At 73.6% G+C, this 12350-nt stretch carries 10 protein-coding genes; 7 read left to right on the top strand and 3 right to left on the bottom strand.

Annotation, left to right across the window (positions count from 1 at the left end):
- Positions 1–165 precede the first annotated feature (165 nt).
- Both ACW14Y_RS05595 and ACW14Y_RS05590 read left to right on the top strand, forming a co-directional pair.
- Positions 166–1080, top strand: coding sequence for a universal stress protein (locus tag ACW14Y_RS05595; RefSeq protein WP_456986081.1), 915 nt, complete (start codon positions 166–168; stop codon positions 1078–1080).
- Positions 1073–1915 carry a universal stress protein gene (locus tag ACW14Y_RS05590; protein WP_456986080.1) on the top strand — a complete coding sequence of 281 codons (843 nt, stop codon included), beginning with the start codon at positions 1073–1075 and terminating at the stop codon, positions 1913–1915. Before ACW14Y_RS05595 ends, ACW14Y_RS05590 begins: the two co-directional genes overlap by 8 nt.
- Before the next feature lie 9 nt (positions 1916–1924).
- Here the strand turns inward: ACW14Y_RS05590 and ACW14Y_RS05585 are convergent, their stop codons facing one another.
- Complete coding sequence (locus ACW14Y_RS05585) at positions 1925–2839, bottom strand: hypothetical protein (protein ID WP_380438878.1); 915 nt, start codon at positions 2837–2839, stop codon at positions 1925–1927.
- Positions 2836–3870 carry an SPFH domain-containing protein gene (locus ACW14Y_RS05580; RefSeq protein ID WP_456986079.1) on the bottom strand — a complete coding sequence of 345 codons (1035 nt, stop codon included), beginning with the start codon at positions 3868–3870 and terminating at the stop codon, positions 2836–2838. The genes ACW14Y_RS05585 and ACW14Y_RS05580 overlap by 4 nt, the downstream gene beginning before the upstream one ends.
- A 136-nt stretch (positions 3871–4006) precedes the next feature.
- Here ACW14Y_RS05580 and ACW14Y_RS05575 point away from each other — a divergent pair, with 136 nt between their 5' ends.
- Both ACW14Y_RS05575 and ACW14Y_RS05570 read left to right on the top strand, forming a co-directional pair.
- On the top strand, positions 4007–5089 hold the full coding sequence (locus ACW14Y_RS05575; protein WP_380306929.1) for a hypothetical protein: 1083 nt from the start codon (positions 4007–4009) through the stop codon (positions 5087–5089).
- A 226-nt stretch (positions 5090–5315) separates the two neighbouring features.
- Positions 5316–7709: a transglycosylase domain-containing protein gene (locus tag ACW14Y_RS05570; protein WP_456986078.1), complete on the top strand. Its 2394-nt coding sequence runs from the start codon at positions 5316–5318 to the stop codon at positions 7707–7709.
- 86 nt (positions 7710–7795) lie between these two features.
- On the opposite strand, the gene ACW14Y_RS05565 is transcribed toward ACW14Y_RS05570, so the two are convergent.
- Positions 7796–9082, bottom strand: coding sequence for a glycerophosphodiester phosphodiesterase (locus tag ACW14Y_RS05565; protein WP_456986076.1), 1287 nt, complete (start codon positions 9080–9082; stop codon positions 7796–7798).
- A gap of 452 nt (positions 9083–9534) precedes the next feature.
- Between ACW14Y_RS05565 and ACW14Y_RS05560 the strand changes: the two genes are divergently transcribed.
- From ACW14Y_RS05560 to ACW14Y_RS05550, 3 genes are all read left to right on the top strand, one after another.
- Positions 9535–10101: a DJ-1/PfpI family protein gene (locus ACW14Y_RS05560; RefSeq protein WP_380307975.1), complete on the top strand. Its 567-nt coding sequence runs from the start codon at positions 9535–9537 to the stop codon at positions 10099–10101.
- A 327-nt stretch (positions 10102–10428) separates the two neighbouring features.
- On the top strand, positions 10429–11679 hold the full coding sequence (locus ACW14Y_RS05555; RefSeq protein ID WP_456986075.1) for a serine hydrolase domain-containing protein: 1251 nt from the start codon (positions 10429–10431) through the stop codon (positions 11677–11679).
- Between the two features lie 65 nt (positions 11680–11744).
- Positions 11745–12314: a gamma carbonic anhydrase family protein gene (locus tag ACW14Y_RS05550; protein ID WP_380307971.1), complete on the top strand. Its 570-nt coding sequence runs from the start codon at positions 11745–11747 to the stop codon at positions 12312–12314.
- Positions 12315–12350 lie beyond the last annotated feature (36 nt).

Raw genomic sequence — 12350 nt, 5'->3', positions numbered from 1 at the left:
CCTGTACATCGCCGCCCCAGGCCCGGTTGTGAGTAGGGAGTCGGCCCGGGACCACCGGTCCGGTGGCGGGGACCTTGGACTCTGGGTGGACTTGGACCGGGGTGGGGAGGGTGGGGGTGCGGGCGAGCGCGTGGTTCGTCCGGGTCCGGTTGGGTGGAGGCGGTTGTGAGCGGATTCGTCGTGGTCGGGGTGGATGGGTCGCCCGAGAGTCTGGCGGCGCTGGACTGGGCCGCGGAGGAGGCAGCGGGGCGCGGGGCCGGGCTGAGGGTGGTGCTGGCCTGGCCGAGTGTGGTGACGCCGCTGTCGGTGCTGGGGGCGGTGGATGTGGCGCGGCGGCAGGCGGAGGTGACGCTGCGCGAGGCGGAGTTGCGGGTGCGGGAGCGGTGGCCGGAGCTGGCGGTGACGGCGGTGCAGGTGCCGCACGATCCGGTGCGGGCGCTGGTGGAGGAGGCAGGGGAGGAGCCCGGCGCGGAGACCCTGGTGCTCGGGTCGCGGGGGCTCGGGGCGGTGGCGGGGTTCCTGGTCGGGTCGGTGAGCCGGCGGGTGCTCGCCAAGGTGGACTGCCCGGTGGTGCTGGTCCGCGAGGGGCGGGCGCAGGAGGAAACCGGCGAGGTCGTGGTCGGCGTCGACCCCTACCAGGGCGCCGCCGAGGTGCTCGGCCACGCCTTCGCGGTGGCCGAGCGGCGCGGCCTGCCGCTGCGGGCCGTCTACGCCTGGACGCTGCCGGTGGCCTACCAGTACGCGGGCATCGCCGCGAGCGTCGACGTGTCCGGCGAGATGCAGACCTTCGCCGAGGTCGAGCTCGGGCGGGTGGTCCAGCCGTGGCGGGCCGAGCACCCCGGGGTGACAGTGGTCGAGGAGGTCCTGAACGCCCGGCCCGCCAAGGTGCTCGCGGAGCGGGCGGCGGCGGGCGCCGGGCTGGTGGTGATCGGTCGGCGGGTCCGGCGGTCCCCGCTGGGAGCGCACCTGGGGTCGGTCGCGCACGCGGTGCTGCACCACGTGCCGTGCCCGGTCGCGGTGGTGCCCTACGAGCGGACCCCCGACGAGAAGCAGGAGAAGCAGGAGGCGGGCGATGAGTGACCCGGTGCTGGTGGGGGTGGACGGTTCGGAGGCGAGCCTCGCGGCCGTGGACGTCGCGGTCCGGGAGGCGCGGCTGCGCGGCCGCGGCCTGCGGATCGTGCACGCCTTCATCTGGCCGCTGATGCACGTGCCGCTCGGCCCGGCCCAGGGCGGTCCGGCGGAGGGCGGGCTGCGGCACCAGGCGGAGAACGTGCTGGAGGACGCCCGGGCCCGGGCCCGGGCGCTGGATCCCCGGCTGGAGATCGCCGCCGAGCTGGTCACCGGTGAGCCGCTGACCGTGCTGGCCCACCGGTCGCGGGACTCCTGCCTGGTCGTGGTCGGCAGCCGGGGTCTCGGCCGGTTCGGGGCGCTGCTGATCGGCTCGGTGGCCGTGCACCTGGCCGCGCACGCCGCCTGCCCGGTGCTGATCGTCCGGGGTCGGCCGGAGCCGGACGGGCCGGTGCTGGTGGCGGTGGACGGATCTGGGGTGGGCGCCGAGGCACTGGGCTTCGCCTTCGCGGAAGCCTCCGCCCGCCGGGTGCCGTTGACCGCGCTGCACGTGGCGCATCCCAGCGCGAGCCTGCCGGGCCAGGAGGAGTGGGCACTCGCCGAGGCCCTGGCCGGCCACCGCGACAAGTACCCGGACGTCGAACTGCGCTCGGAAATGATCGAGGCCCACGCCCGGCCGGCGCTGATCGACGCGAGCCGGGCGGCGCAACTGCTGGTGGTCGGCGCCCGGGGCCGGGGCGGCTTCACGGGCATGCTGCTGGGCTCGACCAGCCAGGCGATGATCCAGCACGCGTTCTGCCCGGTGGTGGTGGTGCGGCACGAGGAGCAGTTGGCACAGGCCCGGTAGGGCGGAGGCTCAGCCGAGCAGCCGCAGCCGGGTCGCGGCGACGCCCACCCGCACGGTCTGGCCGCGGACGAGGTCCAGCGCATCGCTCTCGACGCCGTCCCCGAACGCCACCAGCCGGTCCGACTCGACGGTCAGGACGAGCCGCTGCTCCCCGTCGAGCAGGCCGTGCACCCGGGTGGTGCCGGTGGCGGGGGAGGGCCAGGCCTCGCGGACGAACCAGGCGAGCGAAGGGGCGGCGGGCGCGGGCAGGGCGAGCGGCCCGCCCCGGTCCTGCCAGACGGAGCGGCACCAGCCGGTGCCGCCGGTGCCGGTGCCGACCAGCACCCCGGACGAGGCCTGCGCCTCCTCGCCGTCCGGCGCGCCGGGGTGCTGCTCGACGGCCAGCCGGTACCGCGCGGTCTGGTGGCCGGGCTGGCCGACGTAGACCTCGTTGAGCGCGAGCAGCCGCTGGGTGTCGTCGGCGACGGCCTCGACCATGGTCCGCTCCTCGGTCCGCCGGTCGGTGCCGGGGCCGACGGCGGCCGGGAGGAGGCGGGGCAGGTCGTCGGCGCGGTGGCGGACCAGCACTCCGGGGTTGCGGCCGGGCTCGGTGTCCACGCCGATGACGGGCTGGCCGCCGAGGTACTTGGCGACGTTGGCGACCAGGCCGTCCTGGCCGACCACGACGACGACGTCCTCGGGCTCGAAGAGGAACCGGGGCAGGTCGGCGCGTTCGACCCGGGTGCGGCGCCAGTCCAGCGGCACGGCGCCGGCCGCCCGGGCGAGCGCCTCCTCCTGCCGGAGGTGGCGCCGCTCGATCTCCTCGACCGACCGGCCCCGGCTGCGCAGGAAGTAGGCGGCCTGGCCGGGCGTGCCGTGGTGGGCGACCAGCTCCTGGTACTCGCTGCGGCGGTGGACCAGGACGGCCCGGGGAGCCAACGTCACCGTTCGCCCCCACCGGAGAGCGGGTCCCCCGGCGAACCCGTCGCGCCGAGCTTGGCGAGCAGCCCGGTCAGCACGTCCGGGGTGAGGGTGAGGCTGTCGATCCGGGGCAGGTGCTCGGCCAGCCGCATCAGCGCGAGCGCCCGCAGCACCGCCGGGTCGGCCTGCTGGTGGGCGGTCAGCCAGGCGGCCTCCGCGGCGGCCCTGGCCTCGCCCAGGTCGCGGGCGGCCTCGGCCTCGGCGGCGGCGAGGCGGGTGCGGCGCTGGGCCTCGGCGTCGGTGCGGATCCGGTCGGCGACGGCCTCGTCCTCGGCCTGGCGCTGGGCGTTGGTGCCCTCCTGGGTGATCAGCTGCTCCTGCCGCCGGGCGAGCTCGATCTGATTGGCGAGCTCGTTCTCGGCGATGCCGCGCTCGTGCTCGACGGCGACGGCGCGCCGCTCGAAGGTGGCCCGGTCGGCCTCCTGCTGGACGAGTTCCCGGGCGGGGGTGCGCAGGGCGCGCTCCACCTCCGGCTCGGGACGCAGGGCGACCACGCGGACGGAGATGACGGCGAGTCCGGTCTCGGCGAGCCGGGGTTCGGCGGCGAGGCCGGCGGTCATCCGCTCGCGGACGCCGGCGATGCCGTCGGCCAGGGCGGTGGCGAGCGGGGTGCGGGCGAGCAGGCCGAGCGCGTGCTGCTGGGCGGTCTCGGTGAGCAGGGTGGCGAGCTGGTCGAGCGGGGCGGAGCGCCAGGCGCCGGTGTCGGGGTCGATGCCGAAGTCGACGCGGGCGGCGGCGGTGGCCGGGTCGGTGATCCGGTAGGTCAGGGTGCCCTGGACGGTGACGTCCTGGAAGTCGGCGGTGCGGGCGTGGAAGAGCATCGCGAGTTCGCGGTCGTCGACCGGCACCTCGGAGAGGGCGGCGGTGAGCGGGCGGAACCAGAAGGCGAGCCCGGTGCCGTCGTGGGCGAGCTTGCCGCGGCGGACGTGCCGGATGTGGGCGGTGGGCCGGGCGCGCAGGTGGCGCAGCCCGAAGCGCTTGGTGATGTCGGCCATGGCGACTCCTTTTCGTCGTACTGACGATATTGAAGGCGAAGGGATCTCGTCAAGGTGACGAGAAATGATCCCCGACGGAGACCCGGCGGAAAACGGGCAGGGGGAGCGGCCGTGGGAGGATCGACCGGTGCTGAGGATGCGAACGACCAGGCTCCCCGCAGTGCTGCTCGCCGCGGCCTGCGCCACCGCCACCACCGCGGTCGCCGTCGGCGCCGGTGCCACCTTCGGCGCCCCGTCCGCGCACGCGGCCGATCCTGGCGGCCAGGCCTTCTCCATCGCCGACCCGAGGATCACCGAGTCCAGCGGCCTCGCCGCCAGCCGGCAGCACCCCGGCGTCTACTGGACCCACAACGACAGCGACGACGGCCCGTACGTCTACGCGATCGACTCCCAGGGCCGCACGGTCGCCACCGTGACCCTGCGGGGCGTCGAACCCCGCGACGTCGAGGCGATCTCGCTCGGTCCGGACGGCCGGCTCTACGTCGGCGACCTCGGCGACAACCTCGGCGGCAAATGGCCCGAGGTCTGGATCTACGCCTTCGCCGAACCCGCCGAGCTGCACGACCAGACCGTGGACGTGACCCGCTACAAGGTCCGCTACGAGGACGGCCCGCGCGACGCGGAGGCGCTGATGGTCCACCCGGTGACCGGGCGCGCCTACATCGCCAGCAAGAAGCAGGGCGGCGGCGGGCTCTACCAGGGCCCGGAGAAGCTCTCCCCGACGGGAGTGAACACCTTCCGGAGGATCGCCGACGCGCCGTGGACCACCGACGGCGCCTTCTCTCCGGACGGCACCCGACTGGTGCTGCGCGGCTACTTCTCGGCCACCCTCTACCGCTGGAAGGACGGCGCGCCGAGCGACGCCGAACCGCTGTCCACGCCGTTCCAGCGGCAGGGGGAGTCGGTCACCTTCACCTCCGACGGCCGGGCGCTGCTCTACGGCACCGAGGGCAAGGACAGTCCGGTCTGGCGCGCGCCGCTCGACGACGCGCAGCTTCCGGACACCGTCGAACCCCTGCGGAGTGCCACCCCGGCCCCGTCCGCCCCGTCGGACTCCTCGGGCCCGGCGTCGCCGACGTCCGGCGCGGCCGCCCCGCCGTCGCGCGCCGAGGGGAAGGACGCCCCGGCGAGCACCGGGGACAAGGCGCTCGGGGTGGCGTTCCTGGCCGCGATCGCGGTCGCGGTGTTCGGGCTGCGACGCAAGAAGCGCGAGGGCTGAGGGCCGGGAGCGGGCGGGGCGGGCGGACCCGCCCGTTCTTGATCGAGTCCTGTCGAGCGTGGGCGAACGACCGGCTCCCGGGGCGGGCGGAACCGCCGACCGTCCCCGGCGCCACGCCCAACGCCGGTGATCTGTCGCCGATTTGTGACAAAGCTTGGCCAACACCGGCCCCACGGGCGGTTTTCGTGGACGTAGTGTTCCGACTATGTCACGGAGAAGCCGCCGCATGCCCTCCTCGGAGCCCCACGACACCTGGGTCCCGCGCCCCCGGCGCCGCGAGACCCCGCTCGGCCTGCTCGGCCACGGCGTGAAGTTCCTCGGTTACAGCACCCTGGCGGGCGTCCTGCTCGCGGGCATCGCCCTCCCGGCCGCCGGAGCGCTGGGGCTCGGCATGAAGAGCGGCGTCGAGGAGTTCGACAGCATCCCCGCCGACCTGAAGACCCCGGCGCTGACCCAGGCGAGTTGGATCTACGACGCCAAGGGCCAGCAGATAGCCAAGGTGTACGAGCGCGACCGCCGGGTGATCACCGGCGAGGAGATGGGCACGCTGATACGCCAGGCCCAGGTGGACATCGAGGACGCGCGCTTCTACGAGCACGGAGCGGTCGACCTCAAGGGCGTCCTGCGGGCCATCACCAAGAACGCGGAGAGCGGTACCGCCGTCCAGGGCGCGTCCACGCTCACCCAGCAGTACGTGAAGAACGTGAACGTCGAGAAGGCCGGCGACGACCCGGTGGCGGTGCTGGAGGCCCAGCGCAAGACCCTCGGCCGCAAGGTCCAGGAGCTCAAGTACTCCATCAAGCTGGAGGAGGAGCTGACCAAGGACCAGATCCTCACCAACTACCTGAACATCACGTACTACGGCCAGCAGGCGTACGGGATCCAGGCGGCGGCCCAGCGCTACTTCAGCAAGAACAGCAAGGACCTCACGGTCGCCGAGGCCGCCACGCTGGCCGGACTGGTGCAGAATCCCTCCCAGTTCGACCCCAAGGCCCACCCCGAGGCCTCGCGCAAGCGCCGCGACGTCGTCATCGACAAGATGGTCGAGAACAAGCACCTCACCCCGGAGCAGGCCAAGGAGGCCAAGTCCGGGCCGGTCGCCCTGCACTACCAGGCGCCGCAGAACGGCTGCATCACCGCCGACGCGGGCATGGGCTTCTTCTGCGACTACGTCCGGCACGTGATCAAGCAGGACCCGGTCTTCGGCAAGACCGCCGCCGAGCGCAAGAAACTCTGGGACCAGGGCGGCCTGTTCATCCACACCACCCTCGACCCGGTGAAGCAGGCGGCCGCGCTCAAGGCCGTGACCACCAAGGTGAAGGTCACCGACCAGGTGTCGGCGGCGATGACCATGGTCGAGCCGGGCACCGGGAAGATCCTGGCGATGACCCAGACCCGGCCGTACGGGATCGACCCGGCCAAGAACCAGACCGTCGTCAACTACAACGTGGACGCGGGGATGGGCGGCGGCAACGGCTTCCAGCCGGGCTCCAACTTCAAGCCGATCGTGGCCGCCGCCGGGCTGGAGGCCGGGCTGACGTCCACCCAGTCCTACCCCTCGCCGAACAAGATGGACTGGCCGACCATGACCACCTGCGAAGGCACCTGGAAGAACCTGGAGAAGGGGAAGAAGGGCGGCACCATCCCCAACGAGTCCTCGGGCGAGGTCGGCCCGTACGAGCTCAAGGAGGCGATGGCGCTCTCGGTCAACACCTACTTCGTGCAGATGGAGCAGGAGATCGGCCTCTGCGCGGTCAAGCAGATGGCCAACAAGCTCGGCGTCGCGAGCAAGGCCAGCGGCAAGCCGCTGGAGGAACTGCCGGCGCTCGGGCTGGGCACCCAGGAGGTGAGCCCGCTGGTGATGGCCAACGTCTACGCGACCTTCGCCAACCGCGGCACCTACTGCACGCCGGTCGCGATCAGCAGTGTCACCACCATGGACGGCAAGGACGTCCCGGTCAGTCCGGCCAAGTGCGACCGGGTGATGTCCGAGAGCACCGCCGACGTCATCAACACCGTGCTGCTCGGGGTCACCGAGAAGGGCGGCACCGCCCGTGACCTCGGGCTGAACGACGACCGGCAGATCGCCGGCAAGACCGGCACCTCCGACGAGAAGAAGTCGGCCTGGTTCAGCGGCTACACCGCCAACCTGGCCGCCTCGGTCTGGCTGGGCGGCCCGGCCGGCGGCGTGCCGATGAAGAACATCACGATCGGCGGCAAGCGGTTCGACGAGGTCTTCGGCGCCACCGGCCCGGGGCCGATCTGGCAGCTGGCCATGAACGACGCCGTCCGGGGCATGCCGGTGCAGGAGTTCGAGACCGTCTACATCCCCAACCCGCCGCCGAAGCGCGACCCCTCGGCGAGCCCGGGCTCGGGCAGCGGCTCACCGTGGACGACCTGGCCCGGCGGCCAGCCGACCGACGTCGCCCCGAACTGGCCCGGCGGACGCACCCAGAGCCCGTTCCGCCAGCCCACCCGCAAGCCCGCCCAGCCGACCCAGCAGGAACAGCCGACCCAGCGGGACCAGGCGCCGCAGGATCAGGCGCAGCAGGGCCAGCAGGGCCAGCAGGGCCAGCAGGGTCAGCAGGGTCAGCCCGAGGAGCAGCACGGCGAGGGCTGACGCCGGCGCTCCGCCCCGGACGGCGCCGCGCCCCGGAACGTCGACGGACGTTCCGGGGCGCGGCGGTTCACTGCCCTCGGCGTGCGTCAGTGCGCGCCCTTGGCGTCCCAGAAGTCCTGGCGGGCCAGCACGCTGGTGTCGGTCTGGTCGGTGAAGAAGCCGTCCACCCCGAGCTCGTACAGGTACTTCGCCCAGCCGATCGCGTCGCCGTACGCGTTGGGGTCGGTGCCCCGGCGGTAGTCCAGCGGCAGGAAGGCGTTCTCGTTGCGCACCGTGTACGGGTGCAGCAGCAGGTTCGCCGCGTGCGCGTCCCGGACCAGGGTGGTCGGCGGCAGCAGCTTGCCGGTCGCGTCGACCGGGGCGATCAGGGTGGTGGTCGGGCCGATGCCGTGCGCGAAGGTGGCGATCCAGCGCAGGTTCTCGGGCTTCACGAGGTCGGCCACGGTGCGCTTGTCACCGGACAGCACGAAGTCGTACGGCTGGCTGGTCGGGCCGCTGAGCAGGAAGATCTTCGGGTTGTCGACCAGCTTGGCGAGCCGCTGCAGGCTGCTCGGCTCGAAGGACTGCAGGATCGCCCGGCCGTTGCGCCCGGCCAGCCCGGTGCGGCGCAGCTCGTCGGCGAGGCGCTCCTCCAGCGGCAGGCCGATCGAACGGAAGTAGCTGGGGTGCTTGGTCTCCGGGTACACCCAGACGTCGCGGCCGAGCTCGCGGCCCCGCTTGCGGGCGAAGTCGGCCACCTCGCGGAAGGTCGGGATCGCCCAGCGGCCGTCGTAGAGGGTGTTGCGCTGGCGCTGCTGCGGCAGCCGCTCCTTGGCGCGCAGGGTGCGCAGCTCGGCGAGGGTGAAGTCCTCGGTGAACCAGCCGGTCTGGGTGACACCGTCGATGGTCTTGGTGGCACGGCGGTTCGCGAACTCGGTGCGGTCGGCGACGTCCGTGGTCTCCGCGATGTTGTTCTCGTGCCGGACCACGAGCTGGCCGTCCTTGGTGGGGACGAGGTCGGGCTCGATGACGTCCGCGCCCAGCCGCAGCGCCAGGTCGTAGGAGCCCAGGGTGTGCTCGGGGCGGTAGCCGGGGGCGCCGCGGTGACCGACGATCAGCGGGTGCGGCAGGCGGTCCAGGCCGGTGCCGGTACGGACCGGCGGGCGGGTGCCGGCCGGGCGGTCGGACGCGACGCCGCGCTCGTCGTCGGCGCCGGACCGGTCCGCGCCGGGCTGGTCCCCACCGGGGGCGGCGAACGCCTCCCCGGCCCCGGCGGCGAGGGCCGCCGCGCCGAGGCCGGCGGCGCCGGTGGCCCGCAGGAAGGTGCGGCGGGAGGAGGAGGTGCCCTCGGTGGACTCCGCCGGGGTGTCGCCGTCGGTCGGACGGTACGTCATGGAAGCTCCTAGCTCGCGCGGATGGCGTCGCGGTGTTGGCGCGGCGGTGTCGGTGCCGCGCTGTCGGCGTCGCGGTGTGGCTGCCGCCCGCAGACTAGGAGCAGTCCCGCCCCGCCGGGTGGCCGTCGGGCGAACTGCGGGAGAAGTTCCGGCACCTACCGTCCTTGCCCGGCCCGGCAAGGACGGTGGGCGGCGAGGCAGGTGCGGCTCAGCCCTGGACCTGGCAGAGGCCGTAGGACTTCTCGGCGTGCAGCAGCGCCTCCAGGTCCCCGTGGCAGGGGCGCGTGCCGTCGCCGGGTGGCGTGCGGGGGCGCACTCGACGGCGTGGATGCCCGGTGCGCCCCGTTGCGCGGGTACCTCCGGTGCGGAACGTTGGTGTCGGTCCGGGCCGGGCACACCGGCCCGGACCGGCAGCATGTCCGACGATCGATCGATTCGGAGGGATGTCGGCGATGGCATCGAAGATCCTGCTCGTCACGGGGGACGCCGCGGAGTCGCTGGAGGTGTTCTACCCGTACCAGCGGCTGCGCGAGGAGGGTTACCAGGTCGACATCGCGGCACCGTCCCGCAAGCGGCTGCAGTTCGTGGTGCACGACTTCGTCGAGGGGTTCGACACCTACACCGAGAAGCCGGGCTACACCTGGCCCGCCGACCTGGCCTTCGCCGAGGTGGACCCGGCGGACTACGTCGCGCTGGTGATCCCGGGTGGCCGCGCGCCCGAGTACCTGCGCAACGACCCGGAGGTGCGGCGGATCGTCCGGCACTTCTTCGAGAGCGAGAAGCCGGTCGCGCAGATCTGCCACGGCCCGCTGGTGTCGGCCGCCGCCGGGGTGCTCGGCGGGCGGACCAGCGCCGCCTACCCGGCCCTGGAGCCGGACGTGACGGCGGCCGGCGCGACGTACGTGGACGGCGAGGCGGTGGTCGACGGTGTGGTGGTCTCGGCCCGCGCCTGGCCCGACCACCCGGCGTGGCTGCGGGCGTTCGTCGAGGTCCTGCGGGTGAAGGCCCCGGTGGCCTGACGCCGTCCTGGGGCAGGTGCCTCCGGCCCCGGTCGGAGGCACCTACCCCGAGGCGGGTCAGGGGTGGCCCGTACTGGAAACGGCCGTGACGGGCGCCCGAATCTCGGTCCTGAGTCGGGGTGGGGTCGGTCCGTGGACGGAGGAGATCCGCCGGTGCTCCTGTCAGAGTGTCAATTGCCGAAGTCGGCACGGGTGTTGTGGGCACCCGAAGGCACTGACGTGGGAGGACGCATGGACGGGACGGCACGGAGCGGTACGGGCGGTACGGGGATCGCGGGGGGTACGGGCAGGACAGGGCACCGACGACGCGGCACGGCCGTGCGCGTCGTGGCACTCGCGCTGGCCGGCGCGGGCCTGGTGGGCGTGACCGCCCCGACGGCCGGCGCGCTGGGCGCAACCGGGCCGAGCGGGGTGGCGACGGTGACGGTGGCAGGGACGCAGGACGGCGCGACCGCCGGCGGGGACGCGCGCCGGAGGGTCGACGCGCGGGCGCTGGACGCCGTCGTGCGCGGCATGGTCGACCCCGGCGGGGCCTCGGCGACGCTCGCCCGGGTGAGCGAGCGCGGTCGCACCGTGTGGAAGGGCGCCGCCGGCACCGCCGACCTCACCACCGGGGCCCCGGTGGACCCCGACGGCCTGTTCCGGATCGGCAGTGTGACCAAGACCTTCGTCTCCACCGTCGTCCTCCAGCTCGTCGCCGAGGGGCGGCTGCGGCTGGACGACCCGGTGGAGAAGCTGCTGCCGGGCGCGGTGCCGAACGGCCGGAACATCACCCTGCGCCAGCTGCTCAACCACACCAGCGGTCTGTTCAACTACACCGAGGACGACCTCTTCGACCACGAGTCGGACCCCGTCAGGCTCCAGCAGTGGCTGGAGACCGGCCGCTTCACCCGGTACACCCCTGAGCAGCTGATCGCCGTCGCCAACGCCCACCCGCCGTATTTCGAGCCGGGCCAGGGCGCGCACTACTCCAACACCAACTACCTCGTGGTCGGGCAGATCGTCGAGCGGGTCACCGGGCACAGCTGGCAGCAGGAGGTGGACCGGCGGATCGTCCGCCGACTGGGCCTGACCCGCACCTTCATGCCGGACCACGCGACGACGATCCCCGGCCCGCACGCGCGCGGCTACTACGACCTGCCGGCCGGACCCGCGGACGTCACCGAGCTGGACCCGAGCATGGCGGGGGCGGCCGGTGCCGGGATCTCGACCACCGCCGACCTCACCACCTTCGTCACCGCCCTGATCGGCGGGCGACTGCTGCCCCGGCCGCAGCTCGCCGAGATGATGGCCGTCACCCCGCAGAGCGGCCAGGACGCGTACGGTCTGGGCCTCCAGCGGGTGTCGACGCCGTGCGGCCCGGTCTGGGGGCACGCGGGCGGCATCCCCGGCTACAACACCTTCGTCTACACCGACGGCGACACCCGTCGGCAGTTCGCCGCCTCCGTGAACGCCTTCGACATGTCGGACCTGCCGGCCACCAACGCGGCCTTCCAGAAGCTGCTCGACACCGGCGCCTGCGGCGGCCCGCCGCCCACCGCCGCCGTTCCCGCTCCCGCCCCGGCCCCGGCCGACTGACCGCACCGAGCCGGATGCCATCATGGCCCGCACCTGATGGTCAGTCGTCACAAGGAGGACCAGAGATGGCAGAGCCGCTGATCGCCGAGGTCGGGGGCCGGGTCCCGAGGGTCGACCCGACCGCCTTCGTGGCGCCCAACGCGGTCGTCGTCGGCAGCGTGACCGTCGGCGCCGGGGCGAGCGTCTGGTACGGCGCGGTGCTGCGCGGCGACGCCGAGGAGATCACCGTCGGCCCGGGCAGCAACGTCCAGGACAACTGCACCCTGCACGCCGACCTCGGCTTCCCGCTGGTGATGGGCGAGCGGATCTCGGTCGGCCACAACGCCGTGCTGCACGGCTGTGTGATCGAGGACGACGTCCTGGTCGGGATGAACGCCACGGTGCTGAACGGCGCCCGGATCGGGGCCGGCTCGCTGGTCGCGGCCGGCGCCGTGGTGCCGCAGGGCATGGTGGTCCCGCCCGGTTCGCTGGTCGCGGGGGTGCCGGCCAAGGTACGCCGCGAGCTGACCGAGGAGGAGCGGACCGGCATCAAGTTCAACGCGGAGGGCTACACGCTGCTGGCCGACGGTCACCGGGACCTCCGGCCGGTTCCGGTTCCGGTCGCGGGTCCGGGGTCGGCCGCCGACGAGGCCTGACGGGTCCGCCCAGGGCCCTGCGGGGGCCCTGCGCGG

It is taken from the genome of Kitasatospora sp. cg17-2, assembly GCF_054031055.1.
Note: the sequence above shows the minus strand (reverse complement) of the source record. Positions and strands in the feature narration are given on the sequence as shown.

What these genes read in the sequence shown, in the direction of transcription:
- ACW14Y_RS05570 (WP_456986078.1), top strand. Translation starts at nt 5,316, where the DNA reads ATGCCCTCCTCGGAGCCCCACGACACCTGGGTCCCGCGCCCCCGGCGC.
- ACW14Y_RS05575 (WP_380306929.1), top strand. Translation starts at nt 4,007, where the DNA reads ATGCGAACGACCAGGCTCCCCGCAGTGCTGCTCGCCGCGGCCTGCGCC.
- ACW14Y_RS05580 (WP_456986079.1), bottom strand. Translation starts at nt 3,870, where the DNA reads ATGGCCGACATCACCAAGCGCTTCGGGCTGCGCCACCTGCGCGCCCGG.
- ACW14Y_RS05550 (WP_380307971.1), top strand. Translation starts at nt 11,745, where the DNA reads ATGGCAGAGCCGCTGATCGCCGAGGTCGGGGGCCGGGTCCCGAGGGTC.
- ACW14Y_RS05565 (WP_456986076.1), bottom strand. Translation starts at nt 9,082, where the DNA reads ATGACGTACCGTCCGACCGACGGCGACACCCCGGCGGAGTCCACCGAG.
- ACW14Y_RS05590 (WP_456986080.1), top strand. Translation starts at nt 1,073, where the DNA reads ATGAGTGACCCGGTGCTGGTGGGGGTGGACGGTTCGGAGGCGAGCCTC.
- ACW14Y_RS05560 (WP_380307975.1), top strand. Translation starts at nt 9,535, where the DNA reads ATGGCATCGAAGATCCTGCTCGTCACGGGGGACGCCGCGGAGTCGCTG.